The 24,225-nt window shown below is 68.7% G+C and carries 21 protein-coding genes and 1 riboswitch; of the genes, 4 read left to right on the top strand and 17 right to left on the bottom strand.

Features of this window, described 5'->3' with window-relative positions; genetic code table 11:
- Nucleotides 1–14: 14 nt before the first annotated feature.
- Complete coding sequence (locus tag OG226_RS35270) at nt 15–1,601, bottom strand: GMC oxidoreductase (RefSeq protein ID WP_328686526.1); 1,587 nt, start codon at nt 1,599–1,601, stop codon at nt 15–17.
- Between the two features lie 773 nt (nt 1,602–2,374).
- On the bottom strand, nt 2,375–3,520 hold the full coding sequence (locus OG226_RS35265) for a glycosyltransferase family 4 protein (RefSeq protein ID WP_329351118.1): 1,146 nt from the start codon (nt 3,518–3,520) through the stop codon (nt 2,375–2,377).
- A gap of 131 nt (nt 3,521–3,651) precedes the next feature.
- Here OG226_RS35265 and OG226_RS35260 point away from each other — a divergent pair, with 131 nt between their 5' ends.
- Nucleotides 3,652–4,887 (top strand): glycosyltransferase family 87 protein, encoded by a 1,236-nt coding sequence (locus OG226_RS35260; protein WP_328683841.1) that lies wholly within the window; start codon nt 3,652–3,654, stop codon nt 4,885–4,887.
- A 33-nt stretch (nt 4,888–4,920) separates the two neighbouring features.
- Here the strand turns inward: OG226_RS35260 and OG226_RS35255 are convergent, their stop codons facing one another.
- The 5 genes from OG226_RS35255 to OG226_RS35235 form a co-directional block, all read right to left on the bottom strand.
- The gene (locus OG226_RS35255; RefSeq protein ID WP_328683840.1) at nt 4,921–6,111 is read right to left on the bottom strand and encodes a hypothetical protein; all 1,191 of its coding nucleotides are present in this window, start codon (nt 6,109–6,111) and stop codon (nt 4,921–4,923) included.
- Nucleotides 6,112–6,141: 30 nt separating this feature from the next.
- Nucleotides 6,142–7,164, bottom strand: coding sequence for a C40 family peptidase (locus OG226_RS35250; RefSeq protein ID WP_328683839.1), 1,023 nt, complete (start codon nt 7,162–7,164; stop codon nt 6,142–6,144).
- A 230-nt stretch (nt 7,165–7,394) separates the two neighbouring features.
- Nucleotides 7,395–8,429, bottom strand: coding sequence for a C40 family peptidase (locus OG226_RS35245; protein ID WP_328683838.1), 1,035 nt, complete (start codon nt 8,427–8,429; stop codon nt 7,395–7,397).
- A gap of 210 nt (nt 8,430–8,639) precedes the next feature.
- Nucleotides 8,640–9,983, bottom strand: a complete 1,344-nt coding sequence (locus tag OG226_RS35240; protein WP_328683837.1) for an NYN domain-containing protein — start codon at nt 9,981–9,983, stop codon at nt 8,640–8,642.
- A 36-nt stretch (nt 9,984–10,019) separates the two neighbouring features.
- Nucleotides 10,020–10,259 carry a hypothetical protein gene (locus tag OG226_RS35235; RefSeq protein WP_093625796.1) on the bottom strand — a complete coding sequence of 80 codons (240 nt, stop codon included), beginning with the start codon at nt 10,257–10,259 and terminating at the stop codon, nt 10,020–10,022.
- A gap of 161 nt (nt 10,260–10,420) precedes the next feature.
- Between OG226_RS35235 and OG226_RS35230 the strand changes: the two genes are divergently transcribed.
- Both OG226_RS35230 and OG226_RS35225 read left to right on the top strand, forming a co-directional pair.
- Entirely contained in the window at nt 10,421–11,206 is a 786-nt protein-coding gene (locus OG226_RS35230) for a rhomboid family intramembrane serine protease (protein WP_329351117.1), read from the top strand.
- Nucleotides 11,203–11,484 (top strand): Lrp/AsnC family transcriptional regulator, encoded by a 282-nt coding sequence (locus OG226_RS35225; protein ID WP_019062383.1) that lies wholly within the window; start codon nt 11,203–11,205, stop codon nt 11,482–11,484. Before OG226_RS35230 ends, OG226_RS35225 begins: the two co-directional genes overlap by 4 nt.
- Nucleotides 11,485–11,854: 370 nt before the next feature.
- Here OG226_RS35225 and OG226_RS35220 read toward each other — a convergent pair whose 3' ends face one another.
- The 6 genes from OG226_RS35220 to ctaE all read right to left on the bottom strand — a co-directional run bounded on the left by OG226_RS35220 (nt 11,855) and on the right by ctaE (nt 19,000).
- Nucleotides 11,855–13,228 carry an aminotransferase class V-fold PLP-dependent enzyme gene (locus OG226_RS35220; RefSeq protein WP_328683835.1) on the bottom strand — a complete coding sequence of 458 codons (1,374 nt, stop codon included), beginning with the start codon at nt 13,226–13,228 and terminating at the stop codon, nt 11,855–11,857.
- A 165-nt stretch (nt 13,229–13,393) separates the two neighbouring features.
- A riboswitch (SAM riboswitch) is annotated at nt 13,394–13,510 on the bottom strand.
- 76 nt (nt 13,511–13,586) lie between these two features.
- On the bottom strand, nt 13,587–14,651 hold the full coding sequence (gene trpD / locus OG226_RS35215; protein ID WP_328683834.1) for an anthranilate phosphoribosyltransferase: 1,065 nt from the start codon (nt 14,649–14,651) through the stop codon (nt 13,587–13,589).
- A 134-nt stretch (nt 14,652–14,785) separates the two neighbouring features.
- The gene (gene qcrB / locus OG226_RS35210) at nt 14,786–16,441 is read right to left on the bottom strand and encodes a cytochrome bc1 complex cytochrome b subunit (protein WP_328683833.1); all 1,656 of its coding nucleotides are present in this window, start codon (nt 16,439–16,441) and stop codon (nt 14,786–14,788) included.
- Nucleotides 16,438–17,493, bottom strand: a complete 1,056-nt coding sequence (gene qcrA, locus OG226_RS35205; RefSeq protein WP_328683832.1) for a cytochrome bc1 complex Rieske iron-sulfur subunit — start codon at nt 17,491–17,493, stop codon at nt 16,438–16,440. Before qcrA ends, qcrB begins: the two co-directional genes overlap by 4 nt.
- The gene (gene qcrC, locus OG226_RS35200; protein WP_328683831.1) at nt 17,490–18,299 is read right to left on the bottom strand and encodes a cytochrome bc1 complex diheme cytochrome c subunit; all 810 of its coding nucleotides are present in this window, start codon (nt 18,297–18,299) and stop codon (nt 17,490–17,492) included. Before qcrC ends, qcrA begins: the two co-directional genes overlap by 4 nt.
- An 80-nt stretch (nt 18,300–18,379) precedes the next feature.
- Entirely contained in the window at nt 18,380–19,000 is a 621-nt protein-coding gene (ctaE, locus tag OG226_RS35195) for an aa3-type cytochrome oxidase subunit III (RefSeq protein ID WP_019062389.1), read from the bottom strand.
- A gap of 157 nt (nt 19,001–19,157) precedes the next feature.
- Here ctaE and OG226_RS35190 point away from each other — a divergent pair, with 157 nt between their 5' ends.
- Nucleotides 19,158–19,559: a hypothetical protein gene (locus OG226_RS35190; protein WP_019062390.1), complete on the top strand. Its 402-nt coding sequence runs from the start codon at nt 19,158–19,160 to the stop codon at nt 19,557–19,559.
- Nucleotides 19,560–19,642: 83 nt separating this feature from the next.
- Here the strand turns inward: OG226_RS35190 and OG226_RS35185 are convergent, their stop codons facing one another.
- From OG226_RS35185 to ctaC, 4 genes are all read right to left on the bottom strand, one after another.
- Nucleotides 19,643–20,908, bottom strand: coding sequence for a L,D-transpeptidase (locus OG226_RS35185; protein ID WP_329351116.1), 1,266 nt, complete (start codon nt 20,906–20,908; stop codon nt 19,643–19,645).
- 130 nt (nt 20,909–21,038) lie between these two features.
- Nucleotides 21,039–21,437 (bottom strand): cytochrome c oxidase subunit 4, encoded by a 399-nt coding sequence (locus OG226_RS35180; protein ID WP_033284401.1) that lies wholly within the window; start codon nt 21,435–21,437, stop codon nt 21,039–21,041.
- On the bottom strand, nt 21,434–23,170 hold the full coding sequence (gene ctaD / locus OG226_RS35175) for an aa3-type cytochrome oxidase subunit I (protein WP_318015828.1): 1,737 nt from the start codon (nt 23,168–23,170) through the stop codon (nt 21,434–21,436). The genes OG226_RS35180 and ctaD overlap by 4 nt, the downstream gene beginning before the upstream one ends.
- Complete coding sequence (gene ctaC / locus OG226_RS35170; RefSeq protein WP_033284151.1) at nt 23,167–24,126, bottom strand: aa3-type cytochrome oxidase subunit II; 960 nt, start codon at nt 24,124–24,126, stop codon at nt 23,167–23,169. Before ctaC ends, ctaD begins: the two co-directional genes overlap by 4 nt.
- Nucleotides 24,127–24,225 lie beyond the last annotated feature (99 nt).

Raw genomic sequence — 24,225 nt, 5'->3', positions numbered from 1 at the left:
GTACGGGAGTTGGTCTATGACGCGGTGTCCTCGGCGAGGACCCGCGTCATCGTCCTTTCCGCGAGTGCGGTGATCGTCACGAACGGGTTGACCCCGATCGAGCCGGGCACCAGCGAGCCGTCGGTGATGTACAGCTTCGAATACCCCTTCACCCGGCCGTAGCTGTCGGTCGCCTGGCCCAACACGCAGCCGCCGAGCGGGTGGTAGCAGAAGTCGTCGGCGAAGACCTTGCTGGTGGAGCCGAACAGGTCGTACCGGTAGATCGTCCCGTTCGCCGCGTTGATCCGGTCGAACAGCTTCTTCGCCATGGCGACCGAGACCGCGCTCTGCGCCGCGGTCCAGCCGAGTTTCACCGTTCCTGAGGCGGAGTCGTAGGTGAACGACGCCCGCTGCGGGTTCTTGGTGATCGCCAGGTACAGGCTGATCCAGTGCTCGATGCCCATCGGCAGCGGGGCGATCTCCGCGAAGACGGGGTTGTCGGTGTTGGCCCAGTCGTCGATGCCCATGACCGGCATCGTCGACTCGTTGGCGCCGACCGTGTCCCAGATGTGGTTGGCGCGCCCGACCATCGTGTTCCCGTTGGTCCCCCAGCCCGCGCCGACGCTCGCGTTGAGGGCCGGAAGGGTGCCCGTGTCCCGGGCGCGGACAAGGAGTTCGGTGGTGCCGAGGCTGCCGCCGCCGAGGAACAGATAGGTGCAGCTGTACTGCTTGGTCTCGACGACCGCGCCGGTGTCGTCGATGCGGTCGACGGTCAGGACGTACGACCCGTCGCTCGCGCGCGTGATCCCCTTCACCTTCTCCATGGTGTGGATGGTGACCTTGCCGGTGCCCAGCGCGGAGGCGAGGTAGGTCTTGTCGAGGCTCTTCTTGCCGTAGTTGTTGCCGTAGATGACCTCGGCGGCGAGCGCGGACTTGGTGGCGGTGCCTGCGGCCTCCTTCTGCATGTAGCCGAAGTCGTAGACGTTGGGCACGAAGGTGGTCTTCAGGCCGGCGGTGGTGGCGGCCTTCCGTGAGGTGCGGGTGAACTGGTACCACTCCGTCGACTCGAACCAGGTCGGGTCGACGGTGTTGACGCCGAGCATGGTGCGGGCGCGCGGGAAGTACGTGGCGTACATCTCGGTGGCGTCGACGGTGGGGAACTGCTCGGTGAAGTACGACTGGAGCGGGGTGACGGCCATGCCGCCGTTGACCAGCGAACCCCCGCCGACGCCACGCCCCACGTACACGGACATGTTGTCGTAGTGCACGCGGTCCAGGACGCCGGGGTACAGGCCGATGTCCTTGTTCACGATGTCCAGCCACAGGAAGGTGGCGAGCGGGGCCTCGGTGCGGGTCTTGAACCACATGGACCGCTGGTCCGGGGCGGAGGTGGAGCAGAAGATCTTGCCGTCGGACCCTGCGGTGTTCCAGAGCTTGCCCATCTCCAGAACCAGGGTGGTGATACCGGCCTGCCCGAGCCGGAGGGCGGCGACCGCACCGCCGTAACCGGACCCGACGACGATCGCGGGGGCGGTCTGGACGGCCGCGGGTTCGACGGCCTGCGCGGACTGCAGACCGATACGGGTGAGACCGGCGGTGGCGGCGGTCTGGAGGGCGATCATGCCCAGGATTTGACGTCTCGTCAGCTGATGCTGCGTCAGTTTTGCTGTCATGCGCGCAGCATGTGCGGATTATTGGGTTCCGCCAAGGGGCTGCGCCGGTTTTGGGGCGGCATCTGGGGTGCGGGGGGAGGTTGTTGGGCGAGTGCGGGCGGGGGGTGGCTGGTCGCGCAGTTCCCCGCGCCCCTGAAAAACAGGGGTTGCGCCAGGGAAGGTGATCGGGCAGACGCAAGTTGTGTGCGGCTTGGCGCGCAGTTCCCCGCACCCCTGAAAAACGGGGGTTGCGCCACGGAAGGTGATCAGGTGGACGCAAGTTGTGTGCGGCTTGGCGCACAGTTCCCCGCACCCCCGAAAAACAGGGGTTGCGCCAGGGAAGGTGATCGGGCGGACGCAAGTTGTGTGCGGCTTGGCGCGCAGTTCCCCGCGCCCCTGAAAAACGGGGGTTGGGCCGAGGGGGCGCGGGCTCCGCCACGTGGGCAAGCCGAGCCGCGACCCCTCGGTTCCATCACGCGGCAGTTAGCCGCCTTTAGGGACGCGACCAGCCGCACCCCGAGTTCAACACGCCCTCTCGACGCAACCCCCTGCTTTCAGGGGCGCGGGGAACTGCGCGGCCAGCCACACACGACCCGCGCCCGCCGACTAGATCCCTGGCACCTCGGATGGCGCCCCAAGGCCGGCGGAACCCCCTGTCCTTCAGGGGCGCGGGGAACGGCGCGACCAGCCACCCCCCACCCGCAGCCGCCCGACCACCTCACCCCACACCCCGAATCGTGCCCCTAGAGCAGCTGCTCCTTCAGCCTCTCCGCCAGGAGGTCCCACCGCCACCGTTCCACCACCCACTGCCGCCCCCGCTCACCCATGTTCCGGCGGAGCTCCGCGTCGCCGAGGAGCGCGGTGATGCGGTCGGCCGCGTCCTCCGGGGAGCCGCCGCGGACGACCCAGCCGGTCTCACCGTCGAGGACGGCGTCGGGCGCGCCGCCGGAGTCGCCGGCGACGACGGGAAGGCCGGTGGCGGACGCCTCCAGGTAGACGATGCCGAGGCCTTCGACGTCGAGGCCCCCGCGCCGGGTACGGCAGGGCATCGCGAAGACGTCACCGGCGCCGTAGTGCGCGGGCAGCTCGGACCAAGGGACGGCCCCCGTGAAGCGCACGGAGTCGGTGACGCCGGTCTCACGGGCGAGGCGGCGGAGGTCCTTCTCGTACGGACCGCCTCCCACGATCAGCAGCACGGCCTCCGGCTCACGGGCCAGAATGCGCGGCATCGCCAGGATCAGCGTGTCCTGCCCCTTGCGCGGCACGAGACGCGAGACGCACACGACCACCGGACGGTCGGTCAGCCCGAGGCGCGCTCGGACCTCCGCTCCACCCGAACCCGGATGGAAGACCTTCTCGTCCACGCCGGGCGGCAGTTGGACCATCCGCCCGGCCGCCGCAGGACTCAGCGCGGCGGCGATACGCGAGCGCGTGTACTCGCCCAGGTAGGTGATCGTGTCGGTGGACTCCCCGATGCGGTGCAGGAGTTGACGCGAGGCGGGGAGCTGGGCCCACCCGGCCTCGTGGCCGTGGGTCGTCGCCACGAGCCGTTCCGCGCCCGCCTTCCGCAATGCCGGCGCCATCAGCCCGAGCGGCGCCGCCGCCCCGAACCACACCGCCGTACACCCGTGTTCACGCAGCAGCCCGACCGCCCTGCGGGTCGCGGCGGGCGTCGGCAGCAGCATGGTCGCGGCGTCCCGTACGACGGTGAAGGGCTGCTCGGCGTCGAACGCCGCCGTCGCCTCCGCGCCCTCCCGCCCGCGCTTCCAGGTCGAGGCGTAGACGACGAACCGCTCGGGCTCCAGCCGTAGCGCCATGTTGTGCAGAAACGCCTGGATGCCACCGGGCCGGGGCGGAAAGTCATTGGTCACGATCAGGGTCTTGCGCACGCGGCAGACCCTACCGGCCCTACCGGACGACGACTCACAGGCCCGCACGGCCGCGCTTCATGGCCATCGCACAGCAGATCGGGAGAACATGTGCCCCACATCGGCAGGCACGGCACGGAACAGGGGCTCAGGTGGAGATCGCGGGCGCGGGACGGCGGCTGGCGCCGCTGCTGGGAACCTGGGGCCTGACCAGAGTCGTCCTCCTGCTGTTCGTCTTCAAAGTGCTCGTGTTCCCGGGCCCGGACGTCACCAGCGACGTCTCCGTCATCTACCACGGCTGGTACGAGACACTCCGCCACGGCGGCTTCCCGCTGGACGACGTCACCTGGCAGTACCCGCCCGCCGCCGCCCTCCCGATCCTCTCCCCCGCCCTGCTGGGCTTCCTCGACTACGCGTCGGCGTTCTTCGTCCTCGCCTTCCTCGCGGACCTGACCGTCCTGGCCCTGCTCCTGTACACGGGCCTGCGCCCCGGTCGCACCCTCCGCGGTGCCTGGGTCTGGATCGCGGGCGTCCCTCTCCTCGGCCCGACCGTGTACGCGCGCTACGACGTGATGGTGACCGCGGTCGCCGTGGCCGCGCTGCTCGCGGGGACCCGCCACCCCCGCGTGATGGGTGCGCTGGCCGGCTTCGGAGCGCTGCTGAAGGTCTGGCCCGCGCTGCTCCTGCTGGGCGCGGTCAAGCGCCGCGCGTGGGGAGCGGCGGCGGTGACGGTGGTGGTGATCGCGTCCCTCTTCGCGGTGTCGATGCCGGGCGCGTTCGCCTTCCTGAACTTCCAGCGCGGCCGGGGCACGGAGGTGGAGTCCCTGGGCTCCCTCGTCTTCCACGTGGCCCGGCACTTCGGCTGGCCGGGCCAGGTCCTCCTGAACTACGGCTCGGTCGAGTTCGTCGGCCCGTACGTCAACTGGGTCAGCACGGCCGCCCTGGGCCTCACCGCGATGGCCTTCGGCTGGCTCATGCTCTGGCGCCTGATGGCGGCCCGCTTCCTCCCCCACACCCTCGCGGACGCGGCCTTCGTGGCAGTCCTGATGTTCACGGTCACCAGCCGCGTGATCAGCCCCCAGTACGTCGTCTGGCTGATCGGCCTCGCAGCCGTCTGCTCCTGTTTCCGCGCCAGCCGCATGAGACTCCCGGTCACCCTGGTCCTGGCGGCAGCCTTCGTCACGGTCCTGGAGTTCCCGATCCGGTTCGCCGACGTGGTCGCCAGCGACGGCCTCGGCGTGACCCTGCTGATCATCCGCAACGGCCTGCTGGTGGCCGCGGCCGTGTCCGGCGCACGGGAGCTGTGGCGCGCGTCGGTCACCTGGGCGGACGTACCGCCGCTGCCGACCCAGGCGACGCGCTCGAAGGCGACTTCGGCGTCGTCCTGAGCCGAGACCCGTCTGAGCCAAGCCCCGTTCGGATCAGCCGAGTTGAGACTTCAGATAGTCCCGCCACTCCGCCGTGAAGTCCCCCAGCGTCACCCCGAGCACGCTCTTCAACGCGTCCTCCACCGACCCCGCCCGCTTCTTGTGGGCGCCGACCGCCCGGTAGAACTTGCCGAGCCGGTCGACTCCCCAGCGGTCCTCGATCATCCGGCAGGCCATCCAGCCGCCCTCGTACGCCTGCGCGAGCTTCGTCGAATCGCTGTCGAAGCCGAAGTCCTTGTCGGTGGGAAGGTCGGCCGGGAGGTCGCCGGCCTCCACGGCGCGGTACAGCTCCGGGGCGGCCTGGATGGAGGTGCGGCCGGTGCCCCGGTAGCCGATCCAGTCGGCGTAGCCCTCCGAGAGCCAGAGGGGGGTGGCGGCCGTGGTGTGGGCGCGGGTCGCGACGTGGGTCGTCTCGTGGGTCAGGACCACCTGCTTGCCCATCGAGCCCAGGAGCGCGTACGCGTCCGGGTTGACGATGATCCGGTCCGCGGGCGCGCTGCCCGAGCCGCCCGCCTCGCCCGTCGTCACCGCGGCGATGCCCCGGTAGGACGCCGCCGGTGAGCCCAGGAGGCCCGCCATGCCGTCCAGGGAGCCCGGGACGAGCACGACGACGTGCCGGGTCCAGTCCGTGCCCCACGCGTCCGACACGGCCGGTACGGCGTGGTCCGCGAGGGAGCGGTACTCGCGGAGGGTGGCGGCGTCCTGGCCGACCCCCATGACCAGGCTGTGCGCGCCCTTGACGACGCTCACCTTCCCCTGGTCCCACAGCTGTTGGCCGGACGTCTTCGCGGGCCTGTCCGAGTCGACGTACCACTGGTCGTCGGCGGTGAGGCGGAGCCCGAGCGTGCGGCCGACCGTGACCGGTGAGGTGTCGTAGCCCCTGACCTCGTAGCTGAGTTCGGCGTCGGCGGTCGCGGTCGCGCCGCTGCGGTGGAGGGAGGTCAGCCGGTAGGACCAGGAGGCGAAGGGGACCGCGCTCAGGTTCTCGTACGCCGTGCGCGCGCCGGTCCTCGTGTACGCCGTCTCGTCGTGGTGCAGGACCGCCGTGGACCGGCGGTCGAGGAGACTCTGGACCTCCGCCTTCGCGCTGTTCGCCGCCGGCTGCCCGCCGCACGACACCAGCGAGCCGAGCAGCAGACACAGCGCGAGCACTCCGGAGCGCGACGCCCGCCTACGACCAGTCACTTCCTGATCGTACGACCCTTTCGGGCGGGTTCAGACCCTCGTGACCGACGAGATGGGCATCATGCCGACCGGGTCGTAGCGCACCGGCGCGCCGGGGTAGGGGGCGTGGATGACCTGGCCGTTGCCCACGTACATGCCGACATGGCTGGCGTCGGAGCGGTAGACGACCAGGTCGCCGGGCTGGGCCTGGGAGAGCGGGATCTGATGGCCGGCGTAGCGCTGTTCCTGCGAGGTGCGCGGGAGGTGGACGCCCGCGTGGGCGTACGACCACTGCATCAGGCCGGAGCAGTCGAAGCCGCCGGGGCCGTTGGCGCCCCAGATGTACGGCTTGCCGAGTGCCATGCGGGCGGCGGCCACGGCCGCGGCGGCGCGGCCCGAGGACGGGACACCGGCGCCGAGGTCGGGGATGTCCTCGCGGGTGGAGCGGGAGGCCCGGTCGAAGGAGGCGCGATCGGCGAGCGGCATCCGGTTGAGGAGCTGCCGGGCCTTGGCGAGTTTCCGTTCGACGGTCTTCTTGTGGGTGGCGACGGCCTTGCGGCTGCGCTCCAGTTCGGCGAGGTGTCCGGCGGCCTCGGTGCGTTCCTGGGCGAGTTCGCGCATGGCCTCCTGGAGGTCCTTGAGCTGGCCCGCCTGCTGGGTGGTGATGCGGTCGAGGACGGAGGCCTTGTCGAGGTAGTCGGCCGGGTCGTCGGAGAACAGCAGCGCGACGGTGGGGTCGATGCCGCCGGAGCGGTACTGGGCGCCGGCGAGTGAACCCAGCGCGTCCCGCATGGTGTTGATGCGCTGCTGCTGCCGGGCGATCCGGTCCTGCGCGTCGCTCACCTGCCGGTGCAGCTGCCCGGCGTTCTCGTCGGCCTTGTCGTAGGCCTCCGTCGCTCGCTCGGCCTCGTGGTAGAGCCGGTCCACCTCGGCCCGGGAGTCGTCGTGCGGGGCGGCCACGGCGGAGGTGGCCGGCAGGGCGCCCAGCGCTGCTGCGGCGGCGGACAGGACACAGACCGCGGCACTGGCGCCTCGGTCGAACCCGGACGGTGCAAGGCGACGACGGGATCCCACGGGAAGCCGCACTTCCTTCCGCTGGCAGACACGGACCGCTCCCCCGGTGCGGGGAAACGCGCCAGACAGTAGCTCTGTGAAGGGGTGCGGGCCAACGACCGCCGCAGGCACACAACGTGACGCCCCGCCTATGACGCAGGTCATCGGCGGGGCGTGGGGTCAGCCTGGTGTGTCGCGATTCGCCCGTTCGGGCGGTCCGGAAGGTCCGGACGAGAACGGTCGCGGTCGGATCAGATCCGGACGCCGAACTCGAACGTCATGTTGCCGATCGCCTCGTACCGCACCACGGCGCCGGTGTGCGGGGCGTGCAGCACCTGGCCGTTGCCCGCGTAGAGGCCGACGTGGTGGAAGTCGCCGTAGAAGATGACCAGGTCGCCGACCTTGAGGTCGCTCTGGCTGTAGATCCGGGTGCCGGCGTTCGCCTGCGCCTCGGACGTGCGGGGTATGGAGACACCCGCCTGCGCGTAGGCCCAGGAGGTCAGGCCGGAGCAGTCGAAGGAGGACGGGCCGGAGGCGCCGTAGACGTACGGGGAGCCGATCACGGACTGGGCGGCGGCGAAGGCGGAGGCGGCGCGGCCGGAGGCGGAACCGGTGCTGCCGAGGTTCACGCGCGAGCTGGAACGGTTGGCGGCCTGCGCCTGCTCCTGGTCCAGCGCCGCCTTCTCCGCGGCGGTCAGGGTGTTGAGGAGCTTCTGGGCCGAGGCCAGCTTCGCCTTGACCTCGTCCTTCTTCTTCTTGAGCTCGGTGCGGGTGGCGGAGAGGTCCTTGAGCTTGGTGCTCGCCTCCGCGCGCTCCTGGGCGAGTTCGCGCTGCTTGCCCTGGATCTTCGTGAGCGCCTCGACCTGCTGGGCGCTCAACTGGTCGATCGTGGACGCCTTGTCGAGGTAGTCGTCCGGGTCCGAGGACAGGAACAGCTGGATCGAGGGGTCGATGCCACCGGTGCGGTACTGCGCGCTCGCCATCGTGCCGAGGCCGTCCCGGAGCTTGTTGAGCTCCTCCTGGCCGCGGGCGACGTTGTCCTGGATGGTGGAGATCTCCTTCTGGAGCTTCTCCTGCTTCTCCTGGGCGCCGTCGAGCTTCTCGGTGGCCTGCTCGGCCTGCTCGTAGAGGGCGTCGACCTTCGCCTTGACCTCGTCCTTGTTGGGCTTCTCGCTCGGCGCGGCGTTCGCGGCCTGGGAGCTGAGAACAACGGCGGCAGCGGCTGCGGTGGTCAGCACAGTGACGCGCGTGCGGCTCGGCTGCTTCGGTCGACGATGGGACGCCACGGAGTCGAGCTCCTTCTATTGAGTGATCACCCGTTCGGAGGTTCGAGGCCTGACCCTAGTGATGTTTCTGTGATCAGTTCAAATCCTCACACGAAAAAATGCTGTCACTCAAAGCATTCTTTGCACATAACCAACGTGCAGTGATGGCCCATTGACGCTACGTTGCGTGACGGTTCGGTCAATTCCGGCATTAAACCTGTACGTTGACCTTCACGACAGTCGCTTCAGGAGTACCGCAGAAGCGACGGGCCGGGCGCCCGCCTTCGCGATGCCGTCGGCCACCTCGCGGTCGGTCGACGCGACGATGACGGGCCGGCCCGGCGGCTCGGCGCGCACCAGCTGGCGGATCAACTCGTCGGCGGTGACGCCCGGTTTGGAGAACAGCACCCGCACCCCGCGCGGCGGCGCGAGCAGCACGGGCGCGGCCAGCTCGGCCCCGTCGAAGACACAGGTGACCTCGGCGCCGGTCTGCGCGGCGAGCTGCGAGAGCTGCCCCAGCAGCCTCAACCGCTGCTTCTCCAGGGGCATTTGGGGATAGCCGGTCTTGGTGACGTTGTAGCCGTCGACGACCAGGTGAGCCTGCGGCAGCGCGAGCAACTGGTCAAGGATCGCCGGGTCGTTGTCCGACAACGCCCGCGCCGCGATGTCCTTCGGGGTCATCCGTCCCGGTTCGACCGCGTCGACGGTCTCGGCGGGCCGTACGGAGACCGGCGGCAACGCCAGCTCGCGGCGCAGCCCCTGGGCCGCGTCCAGCACGGTGTCGAGCAGCAGCCGTACCCGCATGTCCTCGACGCTGCGGCCCTCGCGGGCGGCCTTGCGGGTGGCCTCCAGGGCCGCCTCCGCCTCGCCCAGCCGGGCTTTGAGGCGGCGGCTCTCGCTCTCGGCCGCGGACACCTGGACCTGGCTCTCGGCGCGCGCGGTGTCCGTCTCGGCCCGCAGCTTGCGCAGGGCGGCCTCGCCGCGCTTGACGTCGCTGTGGGCGGCCCGCAGCTTGCGGTGCAGCGAGTCCGCTTCCTTCTTCGCCGCGTCCAGCTCGGTGCGCAGCCGCTCGGTGTCGGCCCGGGTCGCGTCCCGTGCCTGCGCCAACTCCTCGCGCAGCCGCTCCAGTTCGGCCCGGCTCTCCTCGTCGGCGCGCTCGGCGTCGGCGCGCAGCGCCTCCTCGCCGGCGGCGGTCACGAGTTTCACCCAGCCGGTGGGGCGCAGAACATAGGCCGCGGCCGCCACGTCGAGCGGATCCGCGGCCGGGGGCGGCGAGCCGGAGTCGAGAGCGCCCGCGAGCTCCGCCTGGGCCTCTCTCAGCTTCTCCCCGATGCGCTGTCGGAACAGCGGATCGGTCTCCAGCGCGGCGGCCATGGCATTGCCCGCGAACTTGGCGCGCCGGTTGGGGGCGAAGCGGGCGTACTGTCGTAGCTGCGGGGGCAGTTCGGCGACGGTGAGGCCGCCGAAGCCGTCAGAGACGATCTGTACGACTCTTCTCCGCACGCCGTCGGGCAGCGGACGGTCGAGCACTTCGGCGGCGCCGTCGCCCGGCCCCCCGCCTGAGTTCTCCACCATCCTCACACCCCAATGTCTGTGCGGGGCCTCTCCCTCTCAGGAGGCGGCGCCCGGCCTGTCCACGAGTTCCACCTGGTCCACGGCATTGCACCAGCGGCAGCGCACCGACTCGATGGTCTCACTGACCACCTCGCGCTCCTCCACCTTCGGCTCACCCGCCAGGTCCAGGTGGAGGTACTCCACGACCTTCGACGAACGCGTCACGTCGAAGCGCGTGAGGTTGCCGCAGAGGGTGCAGCGCCACCGCGTGGAGGCAGTCGGCAGGGGAACCGTCATCGTGGCTGTCCGCTTCCTTCTCGTTCCAGTTTCCGTGATCGCCGGTTTCCCCGGCGAGTGTGGCTCGTAACCCTACGGCCTGGCGGGTACTCACCGCTCGGCCGTCCACAGCGGCGATTCACCCTGTCCCGTTGCGTCCCGTTACGTCATGCTCTGTAGCCATGATCAGCAACTGGGGCACGGCCCTCGTCAGGACGTTCCGCGGCACCTCGACGCCCATGACGTACACCCTGATCGGCCTGTGCTGCCTGATCTTCGTCCTCGGCCCGGCCTCGGGCTTCGTCCCGTCCTACGGCACCGGGGACGCGCTGCTCGCCGCGCAGCGGGCGTACTTCCGCCGCTGGGGCGTGGTCCCGGCCGACCTGTTCGGCAGCCCCGCCCGGGAGGCCCTGACCCCGGTCACGGCCCTCTTCATCCACGGCAGCTGGATCCACCTCCTCGGCAACATGCTCTTCCTCTACGTCTTCGGAGCGATGACCGAGGAACGGCTTGGCCGGGTCGAGTTCACCCTGTTCTACGTGGTCTGCGGCTACCTGGCGCTGCTGGGCTACGCGGTGGCCAACGCCGACTCCGAGCAGTCGCTGGTCGGCGCGTCCGGGGCGATCTCGGCGGTCCTCGGGGCGTTCCTGTACTTGTTCCCCCGGGCCCGCGTGACGAGTCTCCTCCCCTTCCTCTTCTTCCTGCCGCTGCGCTTCCCCGCGTGGGTCGTGCTGCCGTTCTGGGCGGCCCTCCAGTGGCTGGCGGCGGGGCAGGCGGCGCAGGGGCCCGGGGTGGCGTACCTCGCCCACCTCGTGGGCTTCACGCTGGGCTTCGGTTACGCGTGGGTGAGATTCAGGAAGAAGAAGGGCTCGAAGGGCGGACTTGGAAGGGCGGTGGTGGGAGACGGGCGGGCGACTAGAGTTGGGCCCGCCCCAGTAACGGTCCCCGAGGGAGAGAACCAGCCGTGATCACCGCGATCGTCCTCATCAAGACCAGCGTGGACCGGATTCCGGAGATCGCCGAGTCGATCGCCGCGCTCGAATCTGTGAGCGAGGTCTTTTCCGTCACCGGTACGTATGACTTGATCGCGATGGTTCGGGTGCGGCAGCACGAGGATCTGGCCGAGGTGATTCCTGGGCGGATCAGCAAGATCCCCGGAGTCGAGGGGACGGATACGCACGTGGCGTTCCGGACGTACTCGCAGCATGACCTTGAGGCCGCGTTCGCCATCGGGTTGGACTCGTGAGGTTGGGCGCCTAGTGGGGTGGGGGGCGCGGATCGTTTGCGACTGACGGCCGTGTGTGGCTGGTCGCACAGTTCCCCGCGCCCTAAGGGGTTGCACTGACGCCCGTCACATCGGACCGAGTGGTCGCGCCCACCCGGCGGAGCCGCACATCGACACAGCCCCGCGCCCCTAGGGGGTTGCACTGACGCCCGTCACATCGGACCGAGTGGTCGCGCCCACGCGGCGGAGCCGCAGATTGACACAGCCCCGCGCCCCTAGGGGGTTGCACTGACGCCCGTCACATCGGACCGAGTGGTCGCGCCCACGCGGGGGAGCCGCAGATTGACACAGCCCCGCGCCCCTGGGTGGGCTGCCCTACAGCCCGTTCAGATCACACCGTGGGGACACAACGGCCGTTCTCCGTGCGGTAGTTCCACTTCGCACCGTCGGTCACCAGCTCCCGTACCGCCGTCACGAAACGCTCGACGTGCTCGTCCGGGGTGCCCGCGCCGAAGCTGACTCGGATCGCGTTGAGGGACTTCTCGCCCGGGGCCGCCTCGGGGGCGCCGCACTCGCCCTGGGTCTGCGGGTCGCTGCCCAGCAGGGTGCGGACCAGGGGGTGGGCGCAGAAGAGGCCGTCGCGGACTCCGATGCCGTACTCGGCGGAGAGGGCGGCGGCGAAGTGGGAGCTGTTCCAGCCGTCGACGACGAAGGAGATCACGCCCACCCTCGGGGCGTCGTCGCCGAACAACGACAGCACGCGCACCTCCGGGACCTCGGCCAGGCCTGACCGCACCTTCTCGATCAGGTGCCTCTCGCGGGCGACCAGGGTGTCGAAGCCCGCCTCCGTGAGCGCCTTGCAGGCCGACGCGATGGAGTAGGCGCCGATGACGTTCGGGGAGCCGGCCTCGTGGCGGGCCGCGCTGTCGTGCCACTCCACGTCCACTCCCCCGTCCTCGCGCCGCGTGACCTTGCGGCTCGCGCCGCCGCCCGCGAGGTAGGGGTCGGCCGCCTGGAGCCAGTCCGCGCGGCCGGCGAGGACGCCCGAGCCGAAGGGGGCGTAGAGCTTGTGGCCGGAGAAGGCGATCCAGTCGACGTCGAGGTCCTGGACGGACACCGGGTGGTGCGGGGCCAGTTGGGCGGCGTCCAGGACGATACGGGCGCCGTGGGCGTGAGCCGCGGCCGCCAGCTCCCGTACCGGCCACAGCTCGCCGGTGACGTTCGAGGCGCCGGTGACGCAGACCAGGGCCGGGCCGTACGGGTCCCGGCCGGCGAGGGCCTGCTCCAGGGTCTCGACGGCCTGGGCCGGGGTGCGCGGGGCGTTGAGGTAGGTGACCCGGGCGTCCTTCCAGGGGAGCAGGGACGCGTGGTGCTCGGTCTCGAAGACGAAGACCTGACAGTCGGCGGGGAGGGCGGCGGCGAGGAGGTTCAGGGAGTCCGTGGTCGAGCGGGTGAAGATCAGCTGGTCGTCGGCGCGGCAGTCCAGGAACTCCTCGACCGTCCTGCGGGCGTTCTCGAACAGGTCCGTGGAGAGCTGCGAGAGGTAGCCGGCGCCGCGGTGCACGCTGCCGTAGTACGGGGCGTAGGCCGCCACGTCGTCCCAGACGCGCTGGAGGGCGGGGGCGCTGGCCGCGTAGTCGAGCGCCGCGTAGGTGACTTCGCCGCCCGTGACGAGCGGGACGGTGACATCCCGGCCGAGAACGGGCAGCGCCTCCGGAATGTCACTGCAAATGGTCTGAGCGGCGGCAACGGTGGAGACAGACATGGCGAACTCCCGTAAGAGGCAGGCGAATTCACTGCGCGAGCGGGCATGGCTTCGGCGCAGGGAAAGGTAAAGGGGGATGTGCGGAGTGGGGGCTTCGCGCCCTATCGCATTCGCTTGCTCACAGAGAGCTCCCTCGATGACCAGGACCCCTGGTGTCTTTCGAGGGGCCCGCGCTTGCCGCAGACCTCGCTGCCTACGGCCTGGTCTTCACCCGGGGCACCCCGCCACGGACGGAGGGTTGCCGGACAGTCGGCCGGGGCCTCATGACTGTCACTCATGACCTGGTCGGAAAACCTACGCGAGGTGATCGGTGTCCCGCAACCCGTGTCCGGATCGCGGGACACCGACCGCCGTGCCGCTATGCGTTGCTGGCGGCGGCCCAGCGCTCCAGCGTGCGCTTGGCCGCCCCCGAGTCGATCGACTCGGCCGCCTTCGCCATCCCGGCCCGGATCCGGTCCGCCAGCGGCCCGTCCCCGGCCTCCAGCGCCACCAGGGCCGCCGCCGAGTTCAGGAGTACGGCGTCGCGTACGGGGCCCGTCTCGCCGTCCAGGAGACGGCGGGCGACGTCCGCGTTGTACTCGGGGTCGGCACCGCGCAGGGCTTCCACGGGGACCAGTTCGAGGCCGACGTCCCGCGGGTCGAAGGACTCCTCGGTGACCTTGCCCTCGCGGACGATCCACACCCGGGAGGTGGCCGTGGTCGTCAGCTCGTCGAGGCCGTCGTCACCGCGGAACACCAGCGCGGAGGAACCGCGTTCGGCGAGTACGCCCGCGATGAGCCCGGCCATGCGGGTGTCGAAGCAGCCGACCGCCGACGAGGTGACCCTGGCCGGGTTGGTCAGCGGGCCGAGGAGGTTGAACGCGGTCGGCACTCCCAGGTCTCGCCGGACCGCGCCCGCGAACCGCATCGTGGGGTGGAACTTGGCCGCGAAGCAGAACGTGATCCCGGCCTCCTCCACCACCTGCGCGACCCGCTCGGGCGACAGCTCCAGGTTGATGCCGAGCCGCTCCAGCACGTCGGAGGAACCGCTCGCCGAGGACGAGGCCCGGTTGCCGTGCTTGACGACCCTCGCACCGGTGCCCGCGATCACGATGGCGGACATCGTCGAGATGTTGACCGTCTTGGCCCGGTCGCCGCCCGTACCGACGATGTCGACGGCCGGCCCCGGGATGTCCAGCGGCTTCGCGTGGGCGTACATCGTCTCGACGAGGCCGTTGATCTCCTCGACGGTCTCGCCCTTGGCCCGCAGCGCCACCAGGAAGCCCGCGATCTGGGCGTCCGCCGCCTCACCGCTCATGATGCGGTCCATCGCCCACGCCGTGTCGGCGGTGCTCAGGTCCTGTCCGGCGAGCAGCGCGCTCAGTACGTCGGGCCAGGAACGGGCCGCCGCGGTGTCGCCTCCAGCGGGGGTCACAGCGCTCATACGGCCGCTCCTGGGTGTCGTAGAAACCTGCTTCACAAGACGTGCCCCACCCTATCCAGCGCGGGGCACGGCGAAGGGCCCCGTCCGGTGTTCGGACGGGGCCCTTCGACTGTGGCGTGGCGACGCCTCAGCGATCAGTGGTGGCCGTGGCCGCTCGTGATCTCCTTGTACTCCTCGACGGTGGGCTTGGGGATCTGGGACTCCTCGCCGTAGTACGCCTCGCTCAGCTTGGCGCGCAGCTTCTGGGAGCCCTTCACCTTGCGCTCGACGCCGTTGTCGTCGACGGTCGCACCGATCGCGGCCGGCTCGTACTGCTCGTGCGCGGTGAGCGTGTGCAGCGCGTCCTGGCTGAGCGGCTCGTGGATCTCGACGAACTCACCGTGCGGCAGGCGCTTGATGACGCCCGACTCGCGGCCGTGCAGCACCTTGTCCCGGTCGCGGCGCTGGAGGCCGAGGCAGACCCGCTTGGTGGCGATGAACACGAGCACCGGCACCACGAAGAAGCCGACACGCACCGCCCAGGTGATCGAGTTGATCGACAGGTGGAAGTGCGTGGCCCAGATGTCGTTGCCGCCACCGACGAGCAGGACGAAGTACCACGACATCCAGGCGACACCGAAGGCCGTACGGGTCGGGACGTTGCGCGGGCGGTCCAGGATGTGGTGCTCGCGCTTGTCGCCGGTGACCCAGGACTCGATGAACGGGTAGACCGCGATCGCGACCAGGACCAGCGGGAAGATGATCAGCGGGATGAACACACCCAGGACGAGCGTGTGACCCCAGAAGTTGATCTCCCAGCCCGGCATGAACCGGATCAGGCCCTCGGAGAAGCCCATGTACCAGTCGGGCTGGGCGCCCGTGGACACCATGTCCGGACGGTACGGACCCATGGACCAGATCGGGTTGATCGAGGCGATCGCCGAGACGGCCGCGATGACACCGAAGACCAGGAAGAAGAAGCCTCCGGCCTTGGCCATGTAGACCGGCAGCAGCGGCATGCCGACGACGTTGTTGTTCGTCTTTCCGGGGCCCGCGAACTGCGTGTGCTTGTGGTAGAAGACCAGGATCAGGTGGCCGACCACCAGGCCGAGCATGATGCCCGGCAGCAGCAGGATGTGGATCGAGTAGAAGCGGGACACGAAGTCGCCGCCCGGGAACTCGCCGCCGAAGAGGAAGAACGACAGGTACGTGCCGACGATCGGCACGGACAGGACCGCGCCCTCCATGAAGCGGACACCGGTGCCGGAGAGCAGGTCGTCCGGGAGCGAGTAACCGGTGAAGCCGGTGAACATGCCCAGGACGAACAGCAGGAAGCCGAACAGCCAGTTGACCTCACGCGGCTTGCGGAACGCACCCGTGAAGAACACGCGCATCATGTGCACGAACATGGCGGCGAGGAAGATCAGCGCCGCCCAGTGGTGGATCTGCCGGATCAGCAGACCACCGCGCACATCGAAGGAGATGTGCATGGTCGAGTTGAACGCCTCCGACATCAACTGCCCCTGGAGCGGGACATAGCTGCCGTGGTACGTCACCTCGTTCATCGACGGGTGGAAGAACAGCGTCAGATACACACCCGTGAGGATGATGATGATGAAGCTGTAGAGGCAGACCTCACCCAGCATGAACGACCAGTGGTCGGGGAAGATCTTGCGCATGTTGGACTTGGCGAGGGAGTAGATCCCGAGCCGTCCGTCGGCCCAGTCGGCGATCTTCTCGCCGGCCGGTGCTTTGTCGCGCCGCTCACCCGCCGCGGCAGTGGCCGATGTGTGCGTCTCGTTGGTGCTCATCCGCGCTCCCAGAATGCAGGACCGACGGGCTCCTCGAAGTCGCCGAGCGCCTGGAGGTAGCCCTCGTCGCTCACGCCGATGCGCAGCTGCGGCAGGGCGTGACCGGCCGGGCCGAAGATCACTCGGGCACCGTCGGAGAGGTCGAAGGTGGACTGGTGGCACGGGCACAGCACGTGGTGCGTCTGCTGCTCGTACAGGGAGATCGGGCAGCCCACGTGGGTGCAGATCTTCGAGAAGGCCACGATGCCCTCGTGCGCCCACTCCAGCTCGCGCTTGTCCTTGATGTTGTCCGGCTGGAGCCGGACGATCATCAGCGCTGCCTTGGCGATCTCGGTCTGGAACTCCTCGTCGGTCTCCTCCAGGCCCTCGGGCTTGGCGAAGGTGAGCGAGCCGACGGCCACGTCCGAGGGACGCAGCGGCAGGTTCGTGTTCATGTTGACGAGCAGCTTGCCCTTGGACCAGATGGTGTGGCGGAGCTTCGTCCCCGGCAGCGGGCCCAGGTCGCGCAGCAGCATGACGCCGGAGAGCGGGAACAGGGCCAGCGCGCCGAACATCGTGTTGCGGATCAGCTTGCGACGGCCGAGTGCCGACTCCTTGGCACCCTCCTTGAAGTCGGCCAGAACCTTGGCCTTGACCTCGGGGGGTGCCTCGATGGCGTGCCGCTCGTCGGCGATCTCCACGTCGGACATCAGGGTGCGGGCCCAGTGGACCGCGCCCGCGCCGATGGTGAAGAGCGCTCCGCCGAGGGTCAGACCGAGCGCGAAGTTGAGCGCGTTGATGTGACCGATCGGGAAGACGAAGATCGCCTTGTCGTGCGGGATCGCCACGTACGAGGCGATGAAGCCGACCGTGAGGAGCATCGACAGCGTGAACAGGAAGGCGACGACGCGCTCGGACCGCTTGGCGGCCCGCTCGTCGATGTCCTGGACACGGTGCTCGTGCGGCGGCAGCCCCGGGTCGGCGAACGGGTTCTGCTCGTCCGCGACCGACACCGCGCCGTGCGCGTCCTGCTCAGCGGGCAGGTTCTCTTCTGGAATGTCTTGGCTACTCATGACTTCTTGGCCTTTGCGGTCCGAGCGGCGACCCAGACGGCTACCGCGATCAGCGCGCCCAGACCGAAGATCCAGGCGAAGAGACCCTCACTGACCGGACCGAGACCACCCAGCTCAAGCCCGCCGGGGCTCTCGGTGTTGTCGCCGTTGACCGCGTTGAGGTACGCGATGATGTCCTTCTTGTTCTTCGACGACAGCGTGGTGTCGGGGAAGGAAGGCATGTTCTGCGGGCCGGTCTGCATGGCCTCGTAGATGTGCTTCGGGGCAACGCCTTCGAGGCTCGGCGCGAACTTGCCGTGCGTCAGCGCGCCGCCCTTCCCGGTGAAGTTGTGGCACTGGGCGCAGTTGGTGCGGAACAGCTCGCCACCCTTGGCGATGTCCGAACCGGCGGGCCCGTACTCGTTCTTCGTCGGGATGACCGGACCGGCGCCCAGCGAGGCGATGTACGCCGCGAGCTGGTCGATCTCGGCCTGGGAGTAGATGACCTTCTTGGCCGGGATCTGAGCACCCGGCTGCTGCGCCGGCATCCGGCCGGTGCCGACCTGGAAGTCGACCGCCGCAGCGCCGACACCCACCAGGCTCGGGCCGTCGGAACTGCCCTGACCGCCGGTGCCGTGGCAGCTTGCACAGCCGACGGCGAACAGCTTCTTGCCCTCGTCGATGGCGAGGGACTGAGCGGACTCGTCGGCCTGCGCCTTGCCCGCGGGGGCGAGGAAGCTGAACACCCCCCCGGATACCGCCAGCGCGAGGAGTAGTACGACGACCGCCGCCAGCGGATGGCGTCGTCGTGTGGAGAGCTTTTTCACGGATTACCCCGGTGTCAGGATCTTCTGCGTCGATGCTTCTGGAATGTGCGCTTCTTGGCCGCGCGCGGGATCGGGCCCGACTACTTGATCAAGTAGATCGTGGCGAAGAGGCCGATCCAGACGACATCGACGAAGTGCCAGTAGTAGGACACGACGATGGCCGCGGTCGCCTGTTCGTGGGTGAACCTCTTCGCCGCGTATGTACGTCCGAGGACGAACAGGAAGGCGATGAGGCCGCCCGTCACGTGCATGCCGTGGAACCCGGTGGTCAGGTAGAACACCGAGCCGTACGGGTCGGAGGACAGCGAGATGCCGTCCTTCTTCACCAGCTCCGTGTACTCGAAGATCTGACCGCCGATGAAGATCGCACCCATCACGAACGTGATGATGAACCAGCCCCGGAGCTTCTTCACGTCCCCGCGCTCGGCGGCGAAGACGCCGAGCTGGCAGGTGAGGGAGGAGAGCACCAGGATCGTGGTGTTGGTCGCGGAGAATGGAATGTTGAGATGGCTCGCCATCTCCTTCCAGTGGTCCGGACCGGTCACCGATCGCAGGGTGAAGTACATCGCGAAGAGGGCCGCGAAGAACATCAGCTCGGAACTCAGCCAGATGATGGTTCCGACGCTGGTGAGGTTCGGTCGGTTGACCGACGGGTGCGCGTGCCCGGTTTCTACTGTCGTTGCTGTCGCCACGACCGACATTATGTCGGTCGCTTATCCCGCCCTCACTCCGGGGGGTGCCGTTCGGAGTGTTCGCAGTGTGTGTACTGCCCGTATGGCCCATCGCAGGGGTGTTCCAACAGGTGTTGACGGGGTGTTCAAAGGAGTAGCATCCGCGCAACGGACCTTGGGAGGAAGAATGCAGGCGACCGCCACGGTGCTGGTCTACAGCGATGACTCCAACACCCGCGAGCAGGTGCGGCTGGCCTCCGGCAAGCGGCCGGCGTCCGACGTGCCGTTGGTCGAGTTCCTGGAGTGCGCGACGCCCGCGGCGGTTCTGAAGGAACTGGACCGGGGCGGGATCGATGTCTGTGTGTTCGACGGGGAGTCCTCGCCGATGGGGGGCATGGGGTTGTGCCGCCAGGTGAAGGACGAGGTCTTCAACTGCCCGCCGGTGCTGGTGCTGATCGGGCGGCCTCAGGATGCGTGGCTCGCCACGTGGAGCCGTGCGGAGGCCGCGGTGACCTTGCCTGTGGACCCCGTTGAGTTCGCGGCCTCCCTCGCCTCCCTGCTGCGTGAGAAGCGGGCCTTGAGCGCCTAGTGGCTCGGGACGGCCCGCGGTTTCGCGGCTGCGGGCCGGTCGTGGTTGCTCGCGCAGTTCCCCGCGTCCCTTTGGGGCGCGTCTCACACGGACTCAGGACGGAGCCGTGCCGCATCCTCCGGCCGAGGCCCGTCCGGCGTTCCGCCCACCAGTGCGCTGCCGCCTCGCCAGTTCTTCCAGCCGAGGTTCCAGTCGCCGAAGCCGTTGCCGAAGGGTTCCATCTCGTCGCCGTCGGAGTTGACGACCTTGACGACGTCACCCTCGTGGATGGTGTCGAAGAACCACTCGGCGTTGCTGGTGCTCATGCCGGTGCAGCCGTGGCTGACGTTCGCGGAGCCCTGGGAGCCCACCGACCAGGGGGCGGCGTGGACGTACTCGCCGCTCCAGGTGACGCGGGTCGCGTAGTAGACGGGGAGGTCGTACGAGTCCGAGGAGCCCTCGGAGATGCCGACGGTGGTTCCGCGCATCCGTACGAAGTACTCCTTGCCCAGTACGACCTTGACGCCGTTTCGGGTCTCGAAGCCGGGCTTGCCGGTGGTGACGGGGATCTCGTTGATCTCCTCGTCGTTCTTGTAGACCGTCATCTCGTGGGACGCGGCGTCCGTCACGGCGACGATCTTGTCGCCCGTGGTGAGCTTGAGGCCCTTCGAAGTGCCGCCCCGCAGGCGGTCGCTGATCTTCACGCCGTCGAGGTCGCTGCGCACCTGGACGGTGGCGTGGGCGGGCCAGTAGTCCTTGGGGCGGTAGTGGAGTTCCTTGTCGTCCACCCAGTGCCAGGCACCCTCCACGGCGGGCACGGAGTCCACCCTGAGCGCGCGTTCCACGATGGCCCGCTGTGCCTTGTCCTTGACGGGCATGTTCAGTTCGGCGGTGACCGGCTGGCCGACGCCGTACCGGCCCGCGTCCGGACCGAACTTCACCGTCAGGCTCTTCTTGGTGGTCGGCCTGCTGGTGTCGAAGGTGAGGACCTTGCGGCCGGGGGCGCCGTCCTCGTCCTCCGTGCTCACCCGCACCGTGTAATGGGCGTTGGCGGCCAGCGGGGAGGTGCTGTGCCAGCGAGTGCCGTCGGCGACGAGTTCGCCCGTGACGTAGCGTCCCGTGGCGTCCACGGCGGTGACATCCGTGATACGCCCGTCGTCTCCGGAGGCGGTGACGGCCAGGGGCTTGTCGGGGTCGACCTTCTTGCCCTTGCCGGACGGGCCGTTGAAGGAGATCTGCCCCGCCGCGTCGTACGGCTTGGCCGACAGCGGGTTGCCGCCGTCGGACCCGCAGGCGGTGACGCCCGCGCCGAGGGAGATCACCAGCAGGGTGCAGCTGACGACGGTGCGGGTGCGCGGAGAGTGGCTCATGAGCCGAGGTTATGAAGCTTCGTCAGCCCCGGCGCGGTGGGTCACTCGGACGAGGGACCGGCGTTGCGGCAAAAGCACGAGCCCGGACCCTCCTGACGGAGTGTCCGGGCTCGCTGGTGCTCTGCGCGTGCTACTGGGTGCGGTCTTCACCGCGGTAGTACTCGAAGACCCAGCCGTACAGGCCGATCATGATGATCGGGGCGGAGAAGTACAGCAGCCACCAGCCGATCGCGATCGACAGGAAGGCCAGTGCGCCACCGACACCGAGGGCGAGAGGCTGCCAGCTGTGCGGGCTGAAGAAGCCCACCTCGCCGGCCTCGTCCGCGACGTCGGCCTCCTTGTTGTCCTGCGCGAGCGTGTCGATCCGCCGGGCCGTGAAGCCCAGGTAGAAGCCGACCATGATGCACAGGCCGAAGGCCATGAAGAGGGCCGTGGTACCGGCCGCCTCCTTGGACCAGACGCCGTAGACGATCGCCGTGGCGAGCACGAAGACGGCCAGCCACATGAACATCCTGCCCTGGACCTTCACTTGCCCGCCTCCTTGCCGCCAGTGAGGGCCTTGTCGCCGTGATGCGCGTTCTCAAGCTGGTCGAGAGCGGCGATCTCCGGGTGGTGCAGGTCGAACGCCGGGGATTCGCTGCGGATCCGCGGCAGGGTGAGGAAGTTGTGCCGCGGCGGCGGGCAGGACGTCGCCCATTCGAGCGAACGGCCGTAGCCCCACGGGTCGTCGACCTCGACCTTCTTGCCGTACTTGGCCGTCTTCCACACGTTGTAGAGGAACGGCAGGATCGACAGGCCGAGCAGGAAGGAGCTGATCGTCGAGATCGTGTTCAGGGCGGTGAAGCCGTCGGCCGCGAGATAGTCCGCGTAACGACGGGGCATGCCCTCGGCACCCAGCCAGTGCTGGACCAGGAAGGTGCCGTGGAAGCCGATGAACAGCGTCCAGAAGGTGATCTTGCCGAGGCGCTCGTCGAGCATCTTGCCGGTCATCTTCGGCCACCAGAAGTGGAAGCCGGAGAACATCGCGAACACGACCGTGCCGAAGACCACGTAGTGGAAGTGGGCGACGACGAAGTACGAGTCCGAGACGTGGAAGTCCATCGGCGGCGAGGCCAGGATGACGCCGGTCAGACCACCGAAGGTGAAGGTGATGAGGAAGCCGGTGGCCCAGAGCATCGGGGTCTCGAAACTCAGGGAGCCCTTCCACATCGTTCCGATCCAGTTGAAGAACTTCACGCCGGTCGGTACGGCGATGAGGAACGTCATGAAGGAGAAGAACGGGAGCAGTACTCCGCCGGTGACGTACATGTGGTGGGCCCACACCGTCACGGACAGACCGGCGATGGAGATCGTCGCGGCGACCAGTCCCATGTAGCCGAACATCGGCTTGCGGGAGAAGACCGGGATGACCTCGGAGATGATGCCGAAGAACGGCAGCGCGATGATGTACACCTCTGGATGCCCGAAGAACCAGAAGAGGTGCTGCCACAGCAACGCCCCGCCGTTGGCGGCGTCGAAGACGTGTGCCCCGAATTTCCGATCCGCCTCCAGCGCGAAGAGCGCGGCGGCGAGAACCGGGAAGGCCAGCAGAACGAGTACCGCGGTCAGCAGCACGTTCCACACGAAGATCGGCATGCGGAACATCGTCATGCCCGGTGCGCGCATGCAGATGATCGTGGTGATGAAGTTGACCGCACCGAGGATCGTGCCGAAGCCGGAGAAGGCCAGACCCATGATCCACATGTCGGCGCCGATACCCGGCGAACGGACCGCGTCCGACAACGGGCTGTACGCGAACCAGCCGAAGTCCGCCGCGCCCTGCGGGGTGAGGAAGCCACCCACCGCGATCGTCGAGCCGAACAGGTAGAGCCAGTAGGCGAACATGTTCAGCCGCGGGAACGCCACGTCGGGCGCGCCGATCTGCAGCGGCATGATCCAGTTCGTGAAACCGGCGAACAGGGGCGTCGCGAACATCAGCAGCATGATCGTGCCGTGCATCGTGAACGCCTGGTTGAACTGCTCGTTCGACAGGATCTGCAGACCCGGCCGGGCCAGCTCGGCGCGCATCAGCAGCGCCATGACGCCGCCGATCAGGAAGAACGCGAACGACGTGACCAGATACAGCGTGCCGATCGTCTTGTGGTCGGTGGTGGTGAGCCACTTGATCACGACGTTACCGGGTTGCTTGCGCCTTACCGGCAGCTCGTCCGCGTAGTGGGACTCCGCCGCCGCGGCACCCTGAGGTTCGTTGAGGATGCTCACAGGTTGTTCGTCTCCCGGTTCTTCTCGTGGCTCGTCTGCGCGATGCCAGCGGGGATGTAACCGGTCTGCCCCTTCTTGGCGAGGTCCTTGAGGTGCTGCTGGTAACGCTCCGGCGAGACGACCTTCACGTTGAACAGCATCCGGGAGTGGTCGACGCCGCAGAGCTCGGCGCACTTGCCGAGGTAGGTGCCCTCCTTGTTGGGGGTCACCTGGAAGGAGTTGGTGTGGCCCGGGACGACGTCCATCTTCATCAGGAACGGCACCACCCAGAAGTCGTGGATGACGTCACGTGAGGTGAGGACGAAGCGGACCGTCTCGCCCTTGGGGAGCCAGAGGGTCGGACCCGGGTTGCCCGTCTGCGGGTTCTTCGTGGCGGGCGTACCGACGTCGTAGACTCCGCCGGCGTTCGCCGGGAACTCCTTCTTGAACCGGTCCGGAATGGCGGCCAGGTTCTTGTCGGTCGTCGCGTCGCCACTGACACCGTCGACGTTCTCGATGTAGTTGAAGCCCCAGCTCCACTGGAAGCCCACGACGTTGACCGTCACGTCGGGCTTCTTGTCGAGGCTCAGGAGCTTCGTCTCGTCGCGGGCGGTGAAGTAGAACAACACCGAGACGATGATGAGCGGAACAACCGTGTACAGCGCCTCAATAGGCATGTTGTAACGGGTCTGCGGGGGGATCTCGACCTTGGTGCGGCTGCGCCGGTGGAACACGACGCTCCACATGATCAGGCCCCACACCAGGATGCCGACGGCGAGCGCGGCGGCCCAGGACCCCTGCCAGAGGGAGAGGATCCGCGGACCCTCCTCCGTGGTCGGGGTGGGGAAACCAAGGCGAGGAAAGTCCTTGGATGTGCAACCGGTCGCGGTCGCCAGGACCAGGCCCGCAGTCATTGCCTGCAGCAGCTTCCGCCGCATCGGGCGCCGCGGCGAGCGGTCGGAGCCGTTGGGACTCACGTAGCGCCTTCCCGAGAGTCTCGCCCGCGCGGATTGGCTGCGGCCTGCCTTCACGCGGGTCGGTCGCCGCCCTGCGTCGGGCAGGGGTTTGGATGTTTA

The sequence above is a fragment of the Streptomyces sp. NBC_01261 genome (assembly GCF_036226385.1).
In the GTDB taxonomy this organism is placed as follows: Bacteria; Actinomycetota; Actinomycetes; order Streptomycetales; family Streptomycetaceae; genus Streptomyces.
This window is presented reverse-complemented; position numbering and strand designations above follow the sequence as displayed.

Coding starts and splice junctions, on each gene's coding strand:
- qcrA (WP_328683832.1), bottom strand. CDS start 17,493: ATGAGTAGCCAAGACATTCCAGAAGAGAACCTGCCCGCTGAGCAGGAC.
- OG226_RS35220 (WP_328683835.1), bottom strand. CDS start 13,228: ATGTCTGTCTCCACCGTTGCCGCCGCTCAGACCATTTGCAGTGACATT.
- OG226_RS35185 (WP_329351116.1), bottom strand. CDS start 20,908: ATGAGCCACTCTCCGCGCACCCGCACCGTCGTCAGCTGCACCCTGCTG.
- qcrB (WP_328683833.1), bottom strand. CDS start 16,441: ATGAGCACCAACGAGACGCACACATCGGCCACTGCCGCGGCGGGTGAG.
- trpD (WP_328683834.1), bottom strand. CDS start 14,651: ATGAGCGCTGTGACCCCCGCTGGAGGCGACACCGCGGCGGCCCGTTCC.
- OG226_RS35235 (WP_093625796.1), bottom strand. CDS start 10,259: ATGACGGTTCCCCTGCCGACTGCCTCCACGCGGTGGCGCTGCACCCTC.
- ctaE (WP_019062389.1), bottom strand. CDS start 19,000: ATGTCGGTCGTGGCGACAGCAACGACAGTAGAAACCGGGCACGCGCAC.
- OG226_RS35270 (WP_328686526.1), bottom strand. CDS start 1,601: ATGATCGCCCTCCAGACCGCCGCCACCGCCGGTCTCACCCGTATCGGT.
- OG226_RS35240 (WP_328683837.1), bottom strand. CDS start 9,983: ATGGTGGAGAACTCAGGCGGGGGGCCGGGCGACGGCGCCGCCGAAGTG.
- OG226_RS35230 (WP_329351117.1), top strand. CDS start 10,421: ATGATCAGCAACTGGGGCACGGCCCTCGTCAGGACGTTCCGCGGCACC.
- OG226_RS35190 (WP_019062390.1), top strand. CDS start 19,158: ATGCAGGCGACCGCCACGGTGCTGGTCTACAGCGATGACTCCAACACC.